Source organism: Neorhizobium sp. DAR64872/K0K18, assembly GCF_050500175.1.
GTDB lineage: Bacteria > Pseudomonadota > Alphaproteobacteria > Rhizobiales > Rhizobiaceae > Neorhizobium > Neorhizobium soli.
In genome coordinates, this window is sequence record NZ_CP191446.1 from 197842 (window position 1) to 215242 (window position 17401).

Annotated in this window: 20 protein-coding genes; 10 read left to right on the top strand and 10 right to left on the bottom strand. The window is 60.9% G+C overall.

What is annotated here, in order from left to right; genetic code table 11:
- Window positions 1-43: 43 nt before the first annotated feature.
- Window positions 44-844, bottom strand: a complete 801-nt coding sequence (locus ACQY1P_RS06390; RefSeq protein WP_430255727.1) for an alpha/beta hydrolase — start codon at window positions 842-844, stop codon at window positions 44-46.
- Between the two features lie 219 nt (window positions 845-1063).
- On the opposite strand from ACQY1P_RS06390, the gene infC reads away from it, so the two are divergent.
- From infC to pheT, 6 genes are all read left to right on the top strand, one after another.
- Window positions 1064-1600 (top strand): translation initiation factor IF-3, encoded by a 537-nt coding sequence (gene infC / locus ACQY1P_RS06395; RefSeq protein WP_062454094.1) that lies wholly within the window; start codon window positions 1064-1066, stop codon window positions 1598-1600.
- Between the two features lie 197 nt (window positions 1601-1797).
- Window positions 1798-2001, top strand: a complete 204-nt coding sequence (gene rpmI, locus ACQY1P_RS06400) for a 50S ribosomal protein L35 (RefSeq protein ID WP_046793986.1) — start codon at window positions 1798-1800, stop codon at window positions 1999-2001.
- 42 nt (window positions 2002-2043) lie between these two features.
- Window positions 2044-2448: a 50S ribosomal protein L20 gene (gene rplT, locus ACQY1P_RS06405; protein ID WP_062454093.1), complete on the top strand. Its 405-nt coding sequence runs from the start codon at window positions 2044-2046 to the stop codon at window positions 2446-2448.
- 152 nt (window positions 2449-2600) lie between these two features.
- Window positions 2601-3683 carry a phenylalanine--tRNA ligase subunit alpha gene (gene pheS / locus ACQY1P_RS06410; RefSeq protein WP_430255729.1) on the top strand — a complete coding sequence of 361 codons (1083 nt, stop codon included), beginning with the start codon at window positions 2601-2603 and terminating at the stop codon, window positions 3681-3683.
- Window positions 3684-3709: 26 nt separating this feature from the next.
- Entirely contained in the window at window positions 3710-4153 is a 444-nt protein-coding gene (locus ACQY1P_RS06415) for a GFA family protein (RefSeq protein ID WP_430255731.1), read from the top strand.
- Window positions 4150-6585, top strand: coding sequence for a phenylalanine--tRNA ligase subunit beta (gene pheT / locus ACQY1P_RS06420; RefSeq protein ID WP_430255733.1), 2436 nt, complete (start codon window positions 4150-4152; stop codon window positions 6583-6585). Before ACQY1P_RS06415 ends, pheT begins: the two co-directional genes overlap by 4 nt.
- Here pheT and ACQY1P_RS06425 read toward each other — a convergent pair.
- Window positions 6582-6815 carry a tautomerase family protein gene (locus tag ACQY1P_RS06425; protein WP_430255734.1) on the bottom strand — a complete coding sequence of 78 codons (234 nt, stop codon included), beginning with the start codon at window positions 6813-6815 and terminating at the stop codon, window positions 6582-6584. The two genes, pheT and ACQY1P_RS06425, sit on opposite strands and share 4 nt — an antisense overlap.
- Between ACQY1P_RS06425 and ACQY1P_RS06430 the strand changes: the two genes are divergently transcribed.
- Window positions 6808-7425: a hypothetical protein gene (locus ACQY1P_RS06430; protein WP_430255736.1), complete on the top strand. Its 618-nt coding sequence runs from the start codon at window positions 6808-6810 to the stop codon at window positions 7423-7425. The genes ACQY1P_RS06425 and ACQY1P_RS06430 overlap by 8 nt on opposite strands.
- A 9-nt stretch (window positions 7426-7434) precedes the next feature.
- Here the strand turns inward: ACQY1P_RS06430 and ACQY1P_RS06435 are convergent, their stop codons facing one another.
- The 4 genes from ACQY1P_RS06435 to ACQY1P_RS06450 are packed head-to-tail and all read right to left on the bottom strand — an operon-like array spanning window position 7435 to window position 10109.
- Window positions 7435-7794, bottom strand: a complete 360-nt coding sequence (locus ACQY1P_RS06435; RefSeq protein ID WP_430255737.1) for a nuclear transport factor 2 family protein — start codon at window positions 7792-7794, stop codon at window positions 7435-7437.
- Window positions 7795-7847: 53 nt separating this feature from the next.
- Window positions 7848-8072, bottom strand: a complete 225-nt coding sequence (locus ACQY1P_RS06440) for a DUF3072 domain-containing protein (protein WP_430255739.1) — start codon at window positions 8070-8072, stop codon at window positions 7848-7850.
- A 54-nt stretch (window positions 8073-8126) separates the two neighbouring features.
- Entirely contained in the window at window positions 8127-9122 is a 996-nt protein-coding gene (locus ACQY1P_RS06445) for an aldo/keto reductase (RefSeq protein ID WP_430255741.1), read from the bottom strand.
- 36 nt (window positions 9123-9158) lie between these two features.
- Window positions 9159-10109 (bottom strand): aldo/keto reductase, encoded by a 951-nt coding sequence (locus ACQY1P_RS06450; protein WP_430255743.1) that lies wholly within the window; start codon window positions 10107-10109, stop codon window positions 9159-9161.
- Between the two features lie 191 nt (window positions 10110-10300).
- Between ACQY1P_RS06450 and ACQY1P_RS06455 the strand changes: the two genes are divergently transcribed.
- Entirely contained in the window at window positions 10301-11287 is a 987-nt protein-coding gene (locus tag ACQY1P_RS06455; protein ID WP_430255745.1) for a Gfo/Idh/MocA family protein, read from the top strand.
- Here the strand turns inward: ACQY1P_RS06455 and ACQY1P_RS06460 are convergent.
- Genes ACQY1P_RS06460 through ACQY1P_RS06475 form a run of 4 tightly spaced genes read right to left on the bottom strand, consistent with a single transcriptional unit; the run spans window position 11284 to window position 13735 of the window.
- A complete protein-coding gene (locus ACQY1P_RS06460; protein ID WP_430255747.1) occupies window positions 11284-11655 on the bottom strand; it encodes a hypothetical protein in 372 nt (123 codons plus the stop codon). The genes ACQY1P_RS06455 and ACQY1P_RS06460 overlap by 4 nt on opposite strands.
- Before the next feature lie 8 nt (window positions 11656-11663).
- Complete coding sequence (locus tag ACQY1P_RS06465) at window positions 11664-12026, bottom strand: transporter (protein ID WP_192087644.1); 363 nt, start codon at window positions 12024-12026, stop codon at window positions 11664-11666.
- A gap of 12 nt (window positions 12027-12038) precedes the next feature.
- Entirely contained in the window at window positions 12039-12737 is a 699-nt protein-coding gene (locus ACQY1P_RS06470; protein ID WP_430255749.1) for a class I SAM-dependent methyltransferase, read from the bottom strand.
- Window positions 12734-13735, bottom strand: a complete 1002-nt coding sequence (locus ACQY1P_RS06475) for a glycosyltransferase (RefSeq protein WP_192087642.1) — start codon at window positions 13733-13735, stop codon at window positions 12734-12736. The genes ACQY1P_RS06470 and ACQY1P_RS06475 overlap by 4 nt, the downstream gene beginning before the upstream one ends.
- A 152-nt stretch (window positions 13736-13887) precedes the next feature.
- On the opposite strand from ACQY1P_RS06475, the gene ACQY1P_RS06480 reads away from it, so the two are divergent.
- Together ACQY1P_RS06480 and xseA are read left to right on the top strand one after the other, a co-directional pair.
- A complete protein-coding gene (locus ACQY1P_RS06480; RefSeq protein ID WP_325263849.1) occupies window positions 13888-15693 on the top strand; it encodes a hypothetical protein in 1806 nt (601 codons plus the stop codon).
- A gap of 71 nt (window positions 15694-15764) precedes the next feature.
- Window positions 15765-17378 (top strand): exodeoxyribonuclease VII large subunit, encoded by a 1614-nt coding sequence (gene xseA / locus ACQY1P_RS06485; RefSeq protein ID WP_325263850.1) that lies wholly within the window; start codon window positions 15765-15767, stop codon window positions 17376-17378.
- Window positions 17379-17401 lie beyond the last annotated feature (23 nt).

The following is a 17401-nucleotide window of genomic DNA, read 5'->3' on the forward strand; positions in this document are numbered from 1 at the left end:
TATGGTTAACAATGCTGCATTCTCGCATCAGCCCAAAATTTACTCATTTATTTATTAGGCCCATGATTGCACCCCTCATTTTTTCGATATCCTGAGGTCTGGAAAGGCGGTGATCACCGTCACGTACAAGCGTCAGCGTCACGTCGTCGGCAGGCAGGAATTCCATGAGTTTCAGCGCGTGTTCATAAGGCACGTCGCGGTCGTTCATTCCCTGAAGGATATGCACGGGGCAACCGGTTTCGATAATGCCGGTCAGTACTCGGTTGCGTGCTCCATCCTCAAGCAGGTCGCGGGTGTAGATATCAGGTTCGCTGCTATATTCGGAGGGTTCCTCGACATAGCCGTTGACTGCAAGCGACTGCCGCTGCTCATCCGTCAGGTGTGGCTCGATCAGCTCCCCCGTAAAATCGGGGGCGGGGGCAATCAGCACCATACCCTCGACTTTGGGCGACCCGCCACGCTTCTTAAGCTCTTGAGCCACACGAAGCGCGATCCAGCCGCCCATCGACGAGCCGACCAGCACTACGCTCTTGGGTTTCGCGTGGTCGAGCACGGCAAGAGCCTCCTCCAGCCAGCGGGAAATCGTGCCGTCGCGAAACGCGCCGCCGGAGACGCCGTGGCCGGAATAGTCGAAGCGGATGCACTCGGTGCCGAGCGTCTCGGCCAGCGCGTCGAGTTCGACGGCTTTGGTGCCCGTCATGTCCGATCGGTAGCCGCCGAGCCAGACGAAAGCCGCGTTGTCGTTGGAAGCGGATGCCGGCCTGACGAGAATTGCGATCTCGCGCATTGTCTCTGCGGTGCCAACCGGAATGCGGATAAGGTCTGATGGGGCGGTCGCTGACATGTGGGTCTCCTTGACGTCGCAGCCTCCGATTGCGTCAAACAGAGGCATCCTGAAAGGTGGGCATCTATAAATCACATTGTCAGACGATTGCAGCAGGTGATTTTTCCCCGCGTATATGGTATTGACATCTATCCAGTGATGACGACATTCCGCTTTCGGCTGCAGCCAAGCGAGGAATTGTCGTTGCTGCGTGCTGAAATTATCTAGGAGAACACGACCATTCGCAGACCATTCAAAGCCGATGCCCCCGTCAAGGAAGGCCCGCGCTCAAACCGGGAAATCCGCGTTCCCAAGGTCCAGCTTATCGATGCCGAAGGCTTGAATCTCGGTGCGATACCGACCGACCAGGCCCTCAAGATGGCCGAGGACGCCGGACTCGATCTCGTCGAGATCTCGCCGAACAACGATCCGCCGGTATGCAAGATCCTCGATCTTGGTAAGCTGAAATACGCGAACCAGAAGAAGGCGTCCGAAGCGCGCAAGAAGCAGAAGATCGTCGAAATCAAAGAAATCAAGATGCGCCCGAACATCGACACCCATGACTATGAGGTGAAGATGAAGGCGATGAACCGGTTCTTTGAAGAAGGCGACAAGGTAAAGGTGACGCTGAAGTTCCGTGGCCGCGAAATGGCCCACCAGGAACTCGGCATGAAGCTTCTGCTGCAGGTCAAGGAAGACACTGTCGAAATCGCCAAGGTGGAAGCCGAGCCCAAGCTCGAAGGCCGCCAGATGATGATGGTGCTGGCGCCGAAGTAAGCGCCACGCCAATCGCCCCGGACCTGAAAGAGGTCAGGGCATCGGCGTTGTCACGCCATTCTTCTTATACCATTGCGCTTTCGATCCTCTGCGGTTATAAGCGCGCGTCCGAACGGTCCGGCAGGGCATGCCGTGGCAGTTCAAAATGCTTGGAAATCGCATCGTCTGCGGTTCCGATACAATTATGGAGTAGCAAAATGCCCAAGATGAAGACGAAATCGGCTGCCAAGAAGCGATTCAAGGTAACCGCGACCGGTAAGGTCGTTGCCGCCGCTGCTGGCAAGCGCCACGGCATGATCAAGCGTTCCAACAAGTTCATCCGCGATGCACGCGGCACGATGATCCTCGCTGAGCCTGACGGCAAGAAGGTTATCAAGAACTACCTGCCGAACGGTCTCTAAGACTCATTCGACGATTTGGAACAGTTTTAAGGAGATCATGACATGGCACGCGTAAAACGTGGCGTAACTTCCCGCGCCAAGCACACCAAGACACTCAAGGCAGCCAAGGGCTTCTACGGCCGCCGCAAGAATACCATCCGCGCCGCAAAGGCAGCCGTCGATCGTTCGCGTCAGTTCGCAACGCGCGACCGTCGCGTCAAGAAGCGCAACTTCCGCGCTCTCTGGATCCAGCGTATCAACGCCGCTGTGCGCGAATCCGGCCTGACCTACGGCCGCTTCATCGACGGCCTCAACAAGGCTGGCATCGAAGTCGACCGCAAGGTCCTGTCTGACCTGGCAATCCATGAACCTGCAGCATTCGGCGCTCTCGTCGAAGCTTCCAAGACGGCTCTCGCCTACCTCAAGGACGCCGGCACGAAGAACGAGTTTGAAAGCGCGGTCAAGTAACCAGCGCTTCCCAAGCTTGTAGCTGATAGATTTTGGGGAACCCGCGCTGGCAGTGAGCTGGCGCGGGTTTTTCTTTTGTCGGCTTTCATGTTTTGACTGCCAGCATTCGCATTCAAATCCGCTTCATTGTCCGAGCATCAACGGAACACATCATGTCCGATCTGGAAAATCTGAAAACCTCGCTTCTGGCTGAAATCGAAGGTGCGAGCGATGAGGCATCGATCGAAGCCGTGCGCGTCAACGCGCTTGGCAAGAAAGGCTCCGTCTCCGAGCTCCTGAAGACACTCGGCGCCATGTCTGCCGAAGAACGCCAGACCCGCGGTGCAGCAATCAACGCGCTGAAGACCGAGGTCACCGAGGCGATCTTGAGCCGCAAGACGATGCTGAAGGACGCAGCGATCGACGCGCGTCTGAAGGCCGAAACGCTCGATGTGTCGCTGCCGGTGCGCTCCTCTCCTGCCGAGCGCGGCCGTATCCATCCCATCAGCCAGATCACCGACGAAATCACCGCGATCTTTGCAGACATGGGCTTCTCGATCGCCGAGGGCTCTGATGTCGAGACCGACTACTATAACTTCACCGCGCTGAATTTCCCCGAAGGCCATCCCGCCCGCGAAATGCACGACACGTTCTTCTTCCAGCCGGATGAAAAGGGTGAGCGCAAGGTGCTGCGCACGCATACCTCTCCGGTCCAGGTTCGCACCATGGAAGCGCAGGACCCGCCGATCCGCATCATCATTCCCGGCAAGACCTATCGCCAGGATTCCGACGCGACCCATTCGCCGATGTTCCACCAGGTCGAAGGCCTCGTGGTCGACAGGAAGGCGCATGTCGGCAACCTGCGCTATGTGCTGGAAGAGTTCTGCAAGACCTTCTTCGAAGTGCCGTCGGTGACGATGCGCTTCCGTCCGTCCTTCTTCCCGTTCACCGAACCGTCGTTCGAAGTCGATATCCAGTGCGACCGTTCAGGCCCGATCGTGAAGTTCGGCGAAGGCACCGACTGGATGGAAATCCTCGGCTGCGGCATGGTGCACCCCAACGTCCTGCGCGCCGGCGGGCTGGATCCGGACGAATATCAGGGCTTTGCCTGGGGCATGGGACTCGATCGTATCGCCATGCTGAAATACGGCATGCCGGACCTTCGCGATTTCTTCAATGCCGATGTCCGCTGGATAAACCACTACGGTTTCCGCCCGCTCGACATGCCGACATTGTTTGGTGGGTTGAGCCAGTAACCGGAACCATTGCGGACGGAATTGCGATGAGTGAGATGGTGACGCGACAGGGGAGGGTGCACCGCGGTGGCTGCCGCTGCGGCGCGATCCTCTTTGCGGCCAGCGCTGACCCGATCTACGCCAGTTACTGCCACTGCAGCGATTGCCGGAAAGCAACCGGTGCGCCTGTCGCGGCCTTTGTCGGGTTCAAAACCGACGACGTGACTTTCGCAGGCGAGACCGGATCGAGCTATGGCACCGCGCCCGTCAAGCGCAGCTTCTGCGCGACCTGCGGCGCACCGATTGCCTATACCGATGAGCGGCTCGCCGACCGGATCTACTTTATGCTCGGCGCCATGGATGCGCCGGAAAACTATCCGCCCAGCGTGCACGGTTACGTGCGCGAAGAGCTTCCTTTCTTCCATGTCGATGACGGCCTGCCACGGGTGGAAACCATGACCGTGCAGAGACCTTCAGGAGAAAACCGATGAAATTCACGCTTTCCTGGCTCAAGGATTACCTTGAAACCGATGCCAATCTCGAGCAGATCTGCGAGCGCCTGACGGCGATCGGGTTGGAAGTCGAGGATGTCGATGACAAGGCAGCCTACAAGCCTTTCGTCATCGCAAAAGTCCTGTCGGCGGAAAAACATCCGGAGGCGGACCGCCTGAAGGTTCTGTCCGTTGATGCCGGTCCAGATGTCAACGGCGGCAAGCCGCTGCAGATCGTCTGCGGCGCGCCGAATGCCCGCGCCGGTCTGGTCGGTGCGCTTGCGCGTCCGGGCGATTACGTTCCGGGTATCGATGTAACGCTTGCCATCGGCAAGATCCGCGGCGTCGAAAGCCACGGCATGATGTGCTCCGAAAAGGAGCTGAACATGTCGGAAGACCATAACGGGATCATCGATCTTCCCGAAGATGCGCCGGTCGGCACCTCGTTCGCCGCCTATGCCGGCCTCGACGATCCGATGATCGAGATCAACCTGACGCCGAACCGTCCAGATTGCACTTCGATCTACGGCATCGCCCGTGATCTTGCCGCATCCGGCCTCGGTACGCTGAAGCCGCGGGTTCAGCCTCAGCTCAATCTCGAAGGCAAGACACCGGTCGGCCTGTCGATCGATCTCGATGACGAAAACCTGTGCCCCGGTTTCGGCCTGCGCCTCGTGCGAGGCGTGAAGAACGGCGCAAGCCCGGCCTGGATGCAGACGCGCCTGAAGGCGATCGGCCTGCGTCCGATCAACGCGCTCGTCGACATCACCAACTACATGACCTTCGACCAGGGCCGGCCGATGCACGTCTTCGATGCCGCCAAGGTGAAGGGCGATCTGGTCGTTCGCCGCGCCAGCGAAGGCGAAACGATCCTGGCGCTCGATACCCGCGAGTACAAGCTTACGCCCAACAACGTCGTCATCGCCGATGACAACGGCGTGGAATCGATCGGCGGCATCATGGGCGGCGAGCATTCCGGCTGCGACGAGAACACCGTCGATGTCCTGATCGAATCGGCTCTGTGGGACCCGATCAACATCGCGAAATCCGGCCGCGCTCTCGGCATCATCACCGATGCCCGCTACCGGTTCGAACGCGGCGTTGATCCTGACTATATGCTTCCCGGCCTCGACCGCACCACGCAACTGGTGCTGGAACTCTGCGGCGGCACGGCAGCCGAAGCAAAGGTCGTCGGCTACAAGGCATATGAGCCGAAGGTCGTCGATTTCCCGTTCGCTGAAGTCAAGCGCCTGACCGGCCTTGAGATCTCGTCCGACGAAAGCCGCCAGATCCTCGATCGTCTCGGCTTCACGGTTGAAGGCACTGGCGAACGCGTGTCGGTGAAAGTTCCGTCCTGGCGTCCGGATGTCGATGGCAAGGCCGATCTTGTTGAAGAGGTCATGCGCATCCACGGCGTCGATCACATCAAGCCGGAGCCGCTCGAAAGCATCGGCAGCGTCAACGGCAAGATCCTGACGACGTTGCAGATCCGCACCCGCACGGCAAAACGCGCGCTGGCTGCCCGCGGCATGCTGGAAGCCGTCACCTGGTCGTTCATTCCGGAGGCGCAGGCAAAGCTGTTCGGCGGCGGCGCACCGTCGCTGAAGCTCGCAAACCCGATCGCAGCCGACATGTCCGATATGCGTCCCTCGCTGCTGCCGGGTCTGTTGACCGCTGCGCAGCGCAATGCCGACAAGGGCTTGGGCGACGTGGCGATCTTCGAAGTCTCCGGCACCTACGAGAACGATACGCCGGAAGGCCAGCGTCGCGTTGCCGGCGGTATCCGCCGCGGCACGGCCTCGATCAATGGCGCAGGCCGCCTCTGGTCGAACGGTGCCAAGGGCGGTGGCAAGCCGGTGGATGTCTATGATGCCAAGGCCGATGCGCTGGCGGTGATCGAAGCCTGCGGCTTGCCCATGGCGAACGTACAGATCGAACAGGGCGGTCCCGCCTGGTATCACCCGGGCCGCTGCGGCACGATCAAGATGGGTCCGAAGATCGTACTCGGCACGTTCGGCGAATTCCATCCGAAGACGCTGTCCGCGCTCGATGTCTCAGGCGCTCTCTGCGGCTTCGAGGTCTATCTCGACGCCATGGCCGAGCCGAAGAAGAAGGCGACCCGCACCAAGCCGCCGCTGGAGCTATCGCCCTTCCAGGCCGTCAAGCGCGACTTCGCCTTCGTGGTTGAATCCACTGTCGAAGCCGGCGCCATCGTCAAGGCCGCAACCAGTGCCGACCGCAAGCTGATCTCAGGTGTGAACGTGTTCGATGTCTTCGAAGGCGCATCGGTCGGCGAGGGCAAGAAGTCGGTCGCGATCGAGATCCTGATCCAGCCGGTCGACAAGACGCTGACGGACGAGGATTTCGAGGCACTCACCGCCAAGATCGTCGCCAACGTCGTCAAGGTCACCGGCGGCGTGCTGCGCGCCTAACTGGCGCGCTGGTAACGCCATTCCTGTGTCCTGCCGCCATATCCATAGGATGCGGCGCGGACGTCCTGAACATAGATGTAGCTCTCCTCATGCAGATCGCCGAGGAGAGCCGCAAATCCCTCAAAGGCCGCCTGGATAAAGGCGGCCTTTTCGCTTTTGGTATTGGTTTTGTGGGTTTCAAACGGGCGTGGTAACTTCACAAGAATCGTGAAGGAAGGGCCGGTGCGCAAGCCAAATTCCATGAAGGGGCTGGAGGAGCTCGGCAGGGTCAGGCTGTCGGAAAACTTCTTCTTCCGCGATTTCCTGTTTTCCGAGATTGCCGCGGTCTATGGCTTGGCCAATGTCCCTGACGATCCGGATCTGGCGATCGAGGCGGGGCGGCGCCTTTGTGAAGAGCTGCTGGAACCGCTACAGGCGACATTTGGCCGGCTGCATGTGCGCTCCGGCTACCGCGCAGCTGAAGTCAATGCATTCGGCAATGCCCGGCGATTGAACTGCGCCACCAATGCCGCCTCGTCTGCGGATCATATCTGGGATCTTCGCGATGCCGATGGCTGCATGGGGGCAACGGCCTGCGTCGTCGTCCCATGGCTGATTGACAATGTCAGCGAGGAAGGCGACTGGCGAAAGCTGGCCTGGTGGATCCACGATCACCTTCCCTATGCCTCGCTCTGCTTTTTCCCGAAACTCTGGGCCTTCAATATCCAGTGGCATGAGCGGCCGGTGCGCCGGATCACGAGCTATGCCCAGCCCCGCGGGCTCCTGACCGAGGCCGGAATGGCCAACCATGACGGCGACCATTCGGAATGGTACCAGGGCTTTCCGAATGTGAGGCGATAGCCAGCGGTGTCAGGAATGCAGGTGATAGAGCTTGCTGACAATGACCCAGCGACTATCAACCTTTAAAAGAGAGAGGTAGTCGGTAAACCTGAGGCCGGCAAATTCGTCGATGAGTTTGACGCTGGCTGCGTCGCCGGTGATATCCATAGCAAGGATCTCGATCAGAGGCTGCGTGCCCGCTGGCGCTGGCCCTTCAGAGGCGACCGCTGCGACAAATTCGGCCACCGATAGCCATTCGACCGCATTGTCGTAGTTACCGATGATCGAAGCTTTTGGATGAAACGCTTTGCGGAGCGCGCCTTCGTGCGCAAACGTCATCCCGTCCACGTAAAGATGCACGACCGACTGCACTGCCTGCTCTTCAGACATGACGAGGCCCTCCCCAGGCTCTACGATAGCAGAACCCGGGGAAGGCTCAACACTCACATCTTCAGCTTCTCGCGGAGCGCATCGATGCGCTTGGAGGCTTCGGCCTTGGACAGATCTTCGGCGAAAGCGTCGGGCTCTTTCGCCTGCTCGCTGAGGGTCTTGAGATAGGAGCCCTGGGCGCCGGTCATTGGCTCGTCACCGGTGACCCAGTCATCCGGGTCCTTCTCGGTGTTCGATGCGGGATCCGGGTCAGTCTTCGGGTTGTGTATGTCGCTCATAGTTTCCTCACCATTTGGATGTTCTTTAAACGTTCTCGGTGAAACGAAGTTCCATCAACGGCGCGGTGTCCATGCTGCCTGTCCACCATAACGGGCGCCGGCAATCTTGTCGGGAGACAGCATGTCGTCGAGGCGCTTCACATCGTCGGCGGTCAGCACGACGTCGGCCGCTCCGGCATTCTGCTCCAGATTGGGGATTTTGCGGGCACCGGGAATAGGCACGATGAAGTCACCCTTGGCGAGTACCCAGGCAAGAGCAAGCTGCGCCGCCGTGATGCCCTTCTTCGCCGCCATCTGTTCGACAAGCCTAACAAGCGCCAGGTTCGCCTCCATGTTCTCAGCCTCGAAGCGCGGCATGGTGCGGCGAAGGTCACCTTCGCCGAATTCCGACGTGTTCTGGATCTTGCCGGTCAGGAACCCGCGGCCGAGCGGGCTGAACGGCACAAAGCCGATCCCCAGCTCGCGGCAGGTATCGAGCACGTCGCCCTCGGGATCGCGGGTCCAGAGAGAGTATTCGCTTTGCAGCGCCGCAATCGGGTGCACGGCATGGGCGCGCCGGATGATCTCAGGGCTTGCCTCCGAAAGCCCGAGCGCGCGCACCTTGCCTTGTGTCACCAGCTCCGCCATCGCCCCGACCGTCTCCTCGATCGGAACGTCAGGATCGACGCGGTGCTGGTAGAAGAGATCGATGACGTCGATGCCGAGGCGTTTCAGCGAGGCTTCGGCAACCGCGCGCACCTGCTCCGGCCGGCTGTCGAGACCGGACATTGCGCTTGAGTCCTTTTTAGTGGGATCGATCCTGAACCCGAACTTGGTGGCGATCACCACCTTGTCGCGGAACGGTCTCAACGCCTTGCCGACAAGCTCCTCATTCACGTAGGGGCCATAGACTTCGGCAGTGTCGAAGAAGTTGACCCCGATCTCGACGGCGCGGTGCAATGTCCTGATCGATGTCGCTTCATCCTGCCCGCCATAGGCATGGCTCATGCCCATGCAGCCAAGGCCAATCGCCGAGACCGTCAGTTCAGTTCCAAGCTTGCGTGTCTGCACGGGAATTCTCCAGGTTAAATTTTACGGAAGGGTCGATCAGGCGCCGGCCTCGTTGAGCAGCGCCATCTGCGCGTCGGTGAGCGTGAGTCTGCCGGCCGCAAGGATCGCCTCGAGCTGGTTCAGGCTGGTCGCGCTGGCGATCGGCGCAGTAATGCCCGGCCGTGCGGCAACCCAGGCAATCGAAATCGCAGCCAGGCTTTCGCCGGTTTCCGCAGCCACCTCGTCGAGTGCTGCAAGCACCTTCAGGCCCCGGTCGTTGATATAGTCGGGCATGCGGTTGCCGCGCGTCTTCCCTTCAGCATCTTCGGGTTTGCGATACTTGCCCGTCAGGAAGCCAGCTGCCAGCGCGTAGTAGCTGATGACGCCGATGTCTTCGGCGATGCAAAGGTCCGCAAGCGGGCCCTCGAACTTGTTGCGGGTGTAGAGATTGTATTCCGGCTGCAGCACATCGTAGCGGGGCAGGCCGTTTTTGTCAGCGGCATTGAGCGAGGCCCGCAACTGTTCGACACTGAAGTTCGAGCAGCCGATGGAACGCACCTTGCCGGCATCCTTCAGCTTCGCAAGCGCGCCAAGCGTCTCCTCGTGCGGCGTGTCGTCATCGGGAAAATGCGAAAGGTAGAGGTCGATATAGTCGGTCTGCAACCGCTGCAGGGATTTGTCGACGGCTTCAACCACCCACTTCGCCTTCAGCTTCTTGTCGTCGCCCATGGTTGGGTAACCGAATTTCGTGACGATGACCGCCTTGTCGCGGGCCACCGTGCCGCGCTTCAGCCAGTTGCCGATCACGGTCTCGCTTTCACCACCCTGATGGCCGGGCGCCCATGCGGAATAGACATCGGCGGTGTCGATCGTGTTGAACCCGGCCTCGAAGAACGCGTCCAGCATCTCGAAAGAAGTCTTTTCGTCCGCGGTCCAGCCGAACACGTTGCCGCCGAAAACGACGGGCGAGATGGAAAGTCCGGTACGGCCGAGCAAGCGCATGTCCATGATGGTCTCCAGATAGATGACGTGGGGAAGCGATGAGTGCTGAAGGATGAAACTAGGCTGATTGGATCGACTGTCAAACCGACAAGCGGGCACAAGGTTTCAGCACTGCCGACAACGACAGTTGCCCGCCCGACCAAGCGGCCCTAGGTTAGCCTCCCAATGACTGTCTGTGAATGTGTGGAGGCACTGCTATGTTGCGTTTTGGAATCCTGTCGACGGCGAAAATCGGACGGGACGCTGTCGTTCCCGCACTGCTAGACGCCGAAAACTGCGTGGTCAGCGCCGTTGCCAGCCGTGACATTGCCAAGGCGCGCGCATTTGCGGACCGGTTCGGCGTGCCACATGCGTTCGGCTCCTATGACGAGATGCTGGCGTCGGACATGATCGATGCCGTCTATATCCCGCTGCCGACCAGCCAGCATGTGGAATGGTCGATCAAGGCGGCCGAAGCCGGCAAGCATGTTCTCTGCGAAAAGCCGATCGCACTGAAGGCGAGCGAGATCGAGCGACTGATCGCGGCAAGGGATGACAACAGCGTCCTGATTTCCGAAGCCTTCATGGTCACCTATGCGCCCGTCTGGCACAAAGTGCGCGACCTTCTGAAGGAGGGCGCGATCGGCGACCTCAAGCATGTCCAGGGCGCCTTCAGCTATTTCAACCGCGATCCTGACAACATGCGCAACATCCCGGAACTCGGCGGCGGCGCGCTGCCGGATATCGGCGTCTATCCGACGATCGCGACCCGCTTTGTCACCGGTAAAGAACCGGTTCGAGTCCAGGCCAAGGTGGAGCGCGACCCGGATTTCGGCACGGATATCTATGCAAGCGTCAAGGCAGCCTTCGAGACATTCGAAATGAGCTTCTACATCTCTACCCAGATGGCGAGCCGCCAGCTCATGGTCTTCCACGGCACGGAGGGCACGATCGAGGTCAAGTCTCCCTTCAATGCCGACCGCTGGGGCGCCGAAGAGATCGAACTCACCAACCAGAAGCACAACGTCTCGCAGATCTTCCGCTTCCCCGACAGCCGCCAGTATCGCCGCCAAGCAGAAGCTTTCGCGAAGGCAGCCATGGGCGAGGCGGCAGACATCGTGACGCTCGAGAACTCGCTTCTCAACCAGCGCTTCATCGACGCGATCTACCGCGCCGGTGAAACCGACGGCTGGGAGACGGTCTAGTCTTTTTCCCGCCACCGGCGAATGCGCCAAAGTCCGGCGATGAGGAACGCCACCGCTCCCAGCCAGGACGCGCCAAAATGCGCCAGCGGTTGGACCTGTTGCGCTCGGATCGTCAACACGGCGAAGATCCCGTAGCTGAGCAGAACGACGACGGCCAACAAAGGTCGAAGGCCAGGCCGCTTGGCAAGCGCAACCGGCGCCGGAAGGAGCCGGTTCAAAAAGATCGTCCCGGCAATCCCGAGCCCGAGCGAGAGAAGGCGTGCCGCAAGCGCTCCCATGTCGACTACCCTTGTCAAGGCCAGCAGCAGCGCTCCATCGGCAAGGATCAGCACAAGCAGCAGGAGGGTGAGGCGGATCCCGGTGCGCATGCCCGGCCTCAGCCGTTGATCGCCAGGAGGCCGGCAAAGATCAGTCCGGCTCCCAGCCCGTAACGCAGGGTAAGCGGTTCGCCGAAGACGATATGCGCCAGCAGCGGCACGAAACAGAAGGTCAGCCCCATGAAGGAATAGGCGATCGTCAGAGGCACGGATTTGAGGACGTAGATCCAGACGATCGTTCCGAAGCCGTAAAGCGCCAACGCCGCGATCAGGATCGGGTTGGCGGCAAGCGCCGTAAGTCCGCGCAACGAAAAATCCCCGGCCGTATTGCTGGTCATCTTGAACAGAACCTGGCCCATGGCGATCAGCAGCGGCGTGCCGAGAAGGCCGATCCAGGTGACGGGGGTAAGCGACGCGAACATGAGAAGAATTCCTCAGCCTAACCGGTCTTCGCTGTAGAAGATGTCGCGGGCGATATCCTCGCACACATAGACCGTCGGCACCGGATGGACGGCGCGCAAGAAGGCGTAGGTATAGGGGAAGAAGTTGAAATGCGGGTTGAACGTGTAGCGGTATTCCCGCTCGCGCGGGACGACGATGATCAACCGCTTTTTCGCGATGCGTCGCAGTTCGGCAATCGCCTGCTTGTAGTCGAGGACGTGCTCGATCACGTGCGTGCACACGACCGTGTCGAACTCGCCGTCGGCGAAAGGCAGGCTCTCGATCTTCGCGGCAACATACTCGACACCCTTGATGTCGGCCGCATCGTCGACGACGAAATCGACGCCGACCAGGCGGCGCAGATCCGGATGGGCGGCGCGCATATGGGTGAGCAGCGATCCCGTGCCGCAACCCACATCGCAAACGCTTGTGCCCTCGACCATGGCGTTGATCCGTCGGATGCAGGCGGCGGAATTGTCGGTTCCCACATGCACGCGCGGATGGTTGCGGTAAAGCTCGGCATATTCCTCGGCGGTCAGGAACGGCGCGCGTTCCCGGAACCGGGCAAGATGGGACATATGCTCGCCCCAGACGCGCTTGGCGAGCCAGAGAAAAGGCGTCGAGTCGCGCAGGATTGGCGGCAGCAGATCCTCGATGACGAAGCGGATGCGGTTGGTAGTTTCCCTGTTCATGCAGCACGGCTCCGGCGACGCTTCGGTTGTTGGACCGGGGCCACGGCAGGCGCCGTGGCGATCAAGTCAGCCGGCATGCTCATATAGTGGATGCGCAACTGCTCGGACCGTGCCCGCGATAGGGAATCGAGGATGAGCCCGGCCGTGAACACCAGAAACGAGATCAGCATCAGCACCAGCGAGAAGACCCAGGTCGGCATCCGCTCGACCAGGCCCGTCTCGAAATACTCGACCAGCACCGGCGCCATGAAGGCGAGGCTTGCCGCCATGAAGGCAGCGCTGATCGTGCCGAAGAAGGCGAAGGGCCGGGTTTCCTTCATGAGCATCGCAAACATCCAGAGGATCTTTGCACCATCGCGGAAGGTCGAAAGTTTGGAATGCGATCCTTCCGGACGCCGACCATAATCCAGCTCGATCTCGCAGATCGGTAGCTTCAGACGCGACGCATGCACCGACATTTCCGTCTCGATCTCGAACCCGCCTGATACGGCCGGAAAACTTTTGACGAATCGACGCGAGAAGGCGCGGTATCCGGAAAAGATATCTGTAAAGTCGCGTCCGAAGATCGTCCGGTAGAGAATGTTGAACAGCCGGTTGCCGGTCGCATGGCCCTGGCGCCCCGCATCCGCATGAACGCCGCGACGGGTGCCGACAACCATGTCGGCGCGCTCGGTCAGGAGCGTGCGGATCAGCTCTTCCGCGTCTTTCGGGGAATAGGTGCCGTCACCATCCGCCATCAGATAGATGTCGGCATCGATATCGGCGAACATGCGGCGCACCACATGGCCCTTGCCCTGGCGCCGTTCGCGCATCACCTCGGCGCCGGCCAGCATTGCCTTCAGCGCGGTGCCATCGGTCGAATTGTTGTCGTAGACGTAGATGCGCGCGTCGGGCAGTGCCTGGCGAAAGCCGTTCACCACCGCTTCGATCGTCGATGCTTCGTTGTAGCAGGGCAGAAGAACGGCGATCTTCAGATCACCCGTCAGGGCATCGGTCATGATTTTCACTCGATACAAAGAAGACCGCAGACGGCACATGCCGCTTCACCGCTTTACTATTTCTTGGGAAGGTTAAGGCTAGGTTTCGGGCTGGAATATTTCGGGGCGAAAATGCGAAAGCCCCGGAAATCATGGTGGGAGGCGGGGAAGACATGCAGGTCGTTAGCGGGCGCGGTGCGATATCGTCGAGGCTTGCGCCCGTGGTGATGATCTATTGGCTTGCAGTCTCGATCATGGCCCTGGTCATCAAGCTGCCCACCGCGACCGATCTGATCGGTGCCGACAACGACGACATCATGCGGCTGGTTGAAGTCCGCGATCTCCTCGGCGGTCAGGGCTGGTTCGACATGATGCAGTACCGGCTCGGTCTTGCCGATGGCACGCTCATGCACTGGTCGCGACTGGTCGATTTGCCGATTGCAGCAACGATCAAATTCCTCTCGCTGTTCATGGCGATGCCGCTGGCCGAAGGTGTCGCAGCGACGGTCTGGCCGCTTCTCGTCTCGCTCCTCCTGTTCGTCCCGCTCGGCCTTGCCGGCCGGCGCATCGGCGGGGTGGTCACCATGCATCTGGCGATCGGCATCGGCGCGATCTTCGTCTTCACCAACATCAAGTTCCAGCCGGGCGCGCTCGATCACCATAACGTCCAACTGGCGCTTGCCATGTGGGTCACAGCCATGCTGGTCGATCCGCAGTATCGCCGGTCAAGCTATGCCGTCGCCGGCATTGCAGCGGCGCTGGCGATCGCCGTCGGTGCCGAAACGGTCCCTTTCGTCGCTGCCGCCTGCATCTGCGTCGTGCAGCAATGGGCCTGGCACGGCAGGTCGTTTGCCGGTGCCGCAAAAGCCTTCGGCCTCTGCCTCACACTTGCGATCTCCGCCGCCTTCTTCGCCACGGTGCCACCCTATCGCTATGCGGTCGTCACCTGCGATAATCTTTCCTTCGGCTTTTATTCGCTGACGGCGATCGGCGGCGCCGGGCTGTTCATTCTGGCAAGCCTGCCATTGCCCGATAAACGGCTGCTGCGTTTCGGCATGCTGGCGGTCGCCGGCGTCGCCCTGCTTGCTGCAGCCCGCGCAATTGCGCCGGAATGCCTCGGCAATCCGCTGGCAAACCTTGATCCGTTGCTTGTCGAACTCTGGCTGAACGGCGTAACCGAAGCACGCTCAATCGTGGCTGAGATGCGCGACACGCCCGAACTCGTCGGCGGCTTCTATGCCGTGGGCCTTTTCGCCATTCTCGTCTGCCTTGCCCGCATCGCGTGCCGCAACAAGCTCGAAACCCACGTCGTGCTTCTCGTTCTGCTCCTCGTTTCCTTCGCCGTCGCTGCCATTCAGGTGCGCGGGACGATCTTTTCCAACCTCCTCGGCATCCTGCCGCTGTCTCTGCTGATCGCCGATATCCGCGTCCGGGCCAATGCGGACCGCAACAATCCAGGTCTTGCCGCGGCCTATATCGTCACGGTCCTTGCTTCCGTCCCGGTCGTCTGGGGCGTCGTGGGCATTCTCGTGAAAGAGGGCGTCGGCTCCGTCGACCTCAATATCCTCTCCACCGATAACGCAGGTGAAGAAGGAGAATGCGGCGGGCCGCAGACATGGTCCGCGCTGAATGCCCTTCCGGTCGGCGTTATCGCTTCTCCCTCCAACAGCGGCGCGGAGATCATTCGCTTCACGCGACATCGTGCATTGTCCGCGCCCTATCACCGCAATCAGGGCGGCATGCTGACCGAACTGCATATCGGCCTCGCGCAACCGGCCGAATCCAAGGCCTTTATCGATGGTGCCGGTGTCACGGCTCTCACCTTCTGCAAGAGCGATCCGCAGACCGAGCGGCTGATCGCGATGAAACCTGACGGCCTCTATGCCGCGCTCGCCCGGAGTGACGTCCCACCATACCTGCAGCCTGTGGCCACAGGCCCGCTGGATGGGTTCATGATCTATCGGGTTGTTCGAGACTAGCGCGAGATTAAGCGTCGGATGATCCGGAAAGACGGATGAAATCGGCGCAGCCTTCGGTTAGAACAAAGGGCATGACGAGCCCTATCGCCCAAGAATCGCCGACGAACCTCACCGAATTTTCCGTGTCGGAGCTTTCCGGCTCAATCAAGCGCACGATGGAAAATGCGTTCGATCATGTGCGGGTGAGGGGAGAAATTTCCGGTTATCGCGGTCCGCACTCTTCCGGTCATGCCTATTTCTCGCTGAAGGACGACCGCTCGCGCATTGATGCGGTCATCTGGAAGGGCACCTTCTCGCGCCTGCGGTTCCGGCCGGAAGAAGGCATGGAAGTGATCGCGACCGGCAAGATCACCACATTTCCAGGCTCGTCGAAATATCAGATCGTCATCGAAAACCTCGAGCCGGCAGGCGCCGGCGCGCTCATGGCGCTGCTTGAGGAGCGCCGCCGCAAGCTCGGTGCCGAAGGCCTGTTCGATCAGGACCGCAAGCAGCCCCTGCCTTCTCTGCCGCGTGTCATCGGCGTGGTGACCTCGCCAACCGGCGCCGTCATCCGCGATATCCTGCACCGCATTTCCGATCGCTTTCCCGTCCATGTGGTCCTATGGCCCGTCAAGGTTCAGGGCGAGGGGTCCGGCGAGGAAGTCGCCGCTGCCATCCGCGGGTTCAACGCGCTCGGGCCAGGTGACGCCATCCGAAGACCAGATGTGCTGATCGTCGGCCGCGGTGGCGGCAGTCTGGAAGATCTCTGGAGCTTCAACGACGAGATCGTCGTGCGCGCTGCAGCCGAAAGCCGGATACCGCTGATCTCGGCCGTGGGCCACGAGACCGACTGGACGCTCCTCGATCACGCCGCCGATGTTCGCGCACCGACGCCGACAGGCGCCGCCGAAATGGCTGTTCCCGTGAAGGCGGATCTCGAAGCTCAGCTCGCCAGCCTGGCCGCCCGGCTGCGGGGCTGCGCAGCGCGCCAGATGGACCACCGCAAACAGTCGCTGCGGGCGCTCGTCCGCGCGCTTCCGTCGCTCGACCAGCTGCTGGCACTTCCGCGCCGACGGTTCGATGAAGCCGCGGCTGGCCTCGGCCGCGGGCTGGAGCGCACGACTGTCGTCAAGCGCCGCGCGTTTGAGCGTGTCTCGTCCGGCCTGCGCCTCGATCTCCTGACGGGCAGGCTCCAGCAACAACGCCAGGCTTTGAACGACCGGCTGCTACGGGCCGATCGTTGCCTGGAGCGTCGAACCTTGAGCGAACGCGGGCGTCTGTCGCGTTTCGAGGCGTCGCTGAAATCTCTGCCGGCGCGGCTGCTCGGCCAGATCCAGCGCGAGCGTCAGCATCTCGTATCGTTCGGGCGGCATGCGGATACCGCCATGTCGCACACGCTCGCGCGCAGCCGCTCGGCCATCTCGGCGCAGGATCGCGTCCTGCAGTCGCTATCCTACAAGAACGTGCTGCAACGCGGTTTTGCGGTGATCCGCGATGAGGATAATCACCCGCTGACAAGGGCTGCCGGCATCGGCGAGGGCCGGGCGATTTCCCTGGAATTTGCCGACGGCCGTATCGCAGCCGTCACGGGCGCCGAGGCACCTGGTGACGATCCGTCGTCCTCCGCACGGCCACCTCAGCCGAAAAAGAAGATACCGAAGCCGGAAGCAGCCGACCAGCCCGCCAAGCAGGGCACGCTGTTCTAACCCTTGGGCGGCAGCCCATTCAA

Bases quoted from the DNA above. Each gene is read 5' to 3' on its own strand.
- ACQY1P_RS06460 (WP_430255747.1), bottom strand. From the start codon at position 11,655: ATGCGCACCGGGATCCGCCTCACCCTCCTGCTGCTTGTGCTGATCCTT.
- rpmI (WP_046793986.1), top strand. From the start codon at position 1,798: ATGCCCAAGATGAAGACGAAATCGGCTGCCAAGAAGCGATTCAAGGTA.
- ACQY1P_RS06465 (WP_192087644.1), bottom strand. From the start codon at position 12,026: ATGTTCGCGTCGCTTACCCCCGTCACCTGGATCGGCCTTCTCGGCACG.
- pheS (WP_430255729.1), top strand. From the start codon at position 2,601: ATGTCCGATCTGGAAAATCTGAAAACCTCGCTTCTGGCTGAAATCGAA.
- pheT (WP_430255733.1), top strand. From the start codon at position 4,150: ATGAAATTCACGCTTTCCTGGCTCAAGGATTACCTTGAAACCGATGCC.
- ACQY1P_RS06440 (WP_430255739.1), bottom strand. From the start codon at position 8,072: ATGAGCGACATACACAACCCGAAGACTGACCCGGATCCCGCATCGAAC.
- ACQY1P_RS06415 (WP_430255731.1), top strand. From the start codon at position 3,710: ATGAGTGAGATGGTGACGCGACAGGGGAGGGTGCACCGCGGTGGCTGC.
- ACQY1P_RS06435 (WP_430255737.1), bottom strand. From the start codon at position 7,794: ATGTCTGAAGAGCAGGCAGTGCAGTCGGTCGTGCATCTTTACGTGGAC.
- ACQY1P_RS06480 (WP_325263849.1), top strand. From the start codon at position 13,888: ATGCAGGTCGTTAGCGGGCGCGGTGCGATATCGTCGAGGCTTGCGCCC.
- rplT (WP_062454093.1), top strand. From the start codon at position 2,044: ATGGCACGCGTAAAACGTGGCGTAACTTCCCGCGCCAAGCACACCAAG.
- xseA (WP_325263850.1), top strand. From the start codon at position 15,765: ATGACGAGCCCTATCGCCCAAGAATCGCCGACGAACCTCACCGAATTT.
- ACQY1P_RS06475 (WP_192087642.1), bottom strand. From the start codon at position 13,735: ATGACCGATGCCCTGACGGGTGATCTGAAGATCGCCGTTCTTCTGCCC.
- ACQY1P_RS06450 (WP_430255743.1), bottom strand. From the start codon at position 10,109: ATGGACATGCGCTTGCTCGGCCGTACCGGACTTTCCATCTCGCCCGTC.
- ACQY1P_RS06470 (WP_430255749.1), bottom strand. From the start codon at position 12,737: ATGAACAGGGAAACTACCAACCGCATCCGCTTCGTCATCGAGGATCTG.
- ACQY1P_RS06455 (WP_430255745.1), top strand. From the start codon at position 10,301: ATGTTGCGTTTTGGAATCCTGTCGACGGCGAAAATCGGACGGGACGCT.
- ACQY1P_RS06390 (WP_430255727.1), bottom strand. From the start codon at position 844: ATGTCAGCGACCGCCCCATCAGACCTTATCCGCATTCCGGTTGGCACC.